The 201-nt window shown below is 37.8% G+C and carries 1 protein-coding gene; it reads left to right on the forward strand.

The annotated features are described in order from the left end of the window. The coding region (locus tag JUI58_RS27480) for a Uma2 family endonuclease (RefSeq protein ID WP_204101819.1) at nt 1-201 on the forward strand (201 nt) is incomplete at both ends.

Raw genomic sequence — 201 nt, forward strand, 5'->3', positions numbered from 1 at the left:
GGGAAGAGGAGAATATTGCCCCACAAGTAGCGTTTGAAATTCTCTCGAAAAGTAACAGAAAAGGAGAGATGGAGGATAAATTCAAGTTTTATCAACGACATGGGATTGAGGAATATTATCTTTACGATCCGAAAAAGAATCGCTTGCAAGGATGGTTGAGAAAGGGAAAAAAGTTAAATGAAATATCACAGATGGAGGGAT

This window comes from Spirulina sp. CCY15215, from assembly GCF_016888125.1.
GTDB lineage: Bacteria > Cyanobacteriota > Cyanobacteriia > Cyanobacteriales > Spirulinaceae > CCY15215.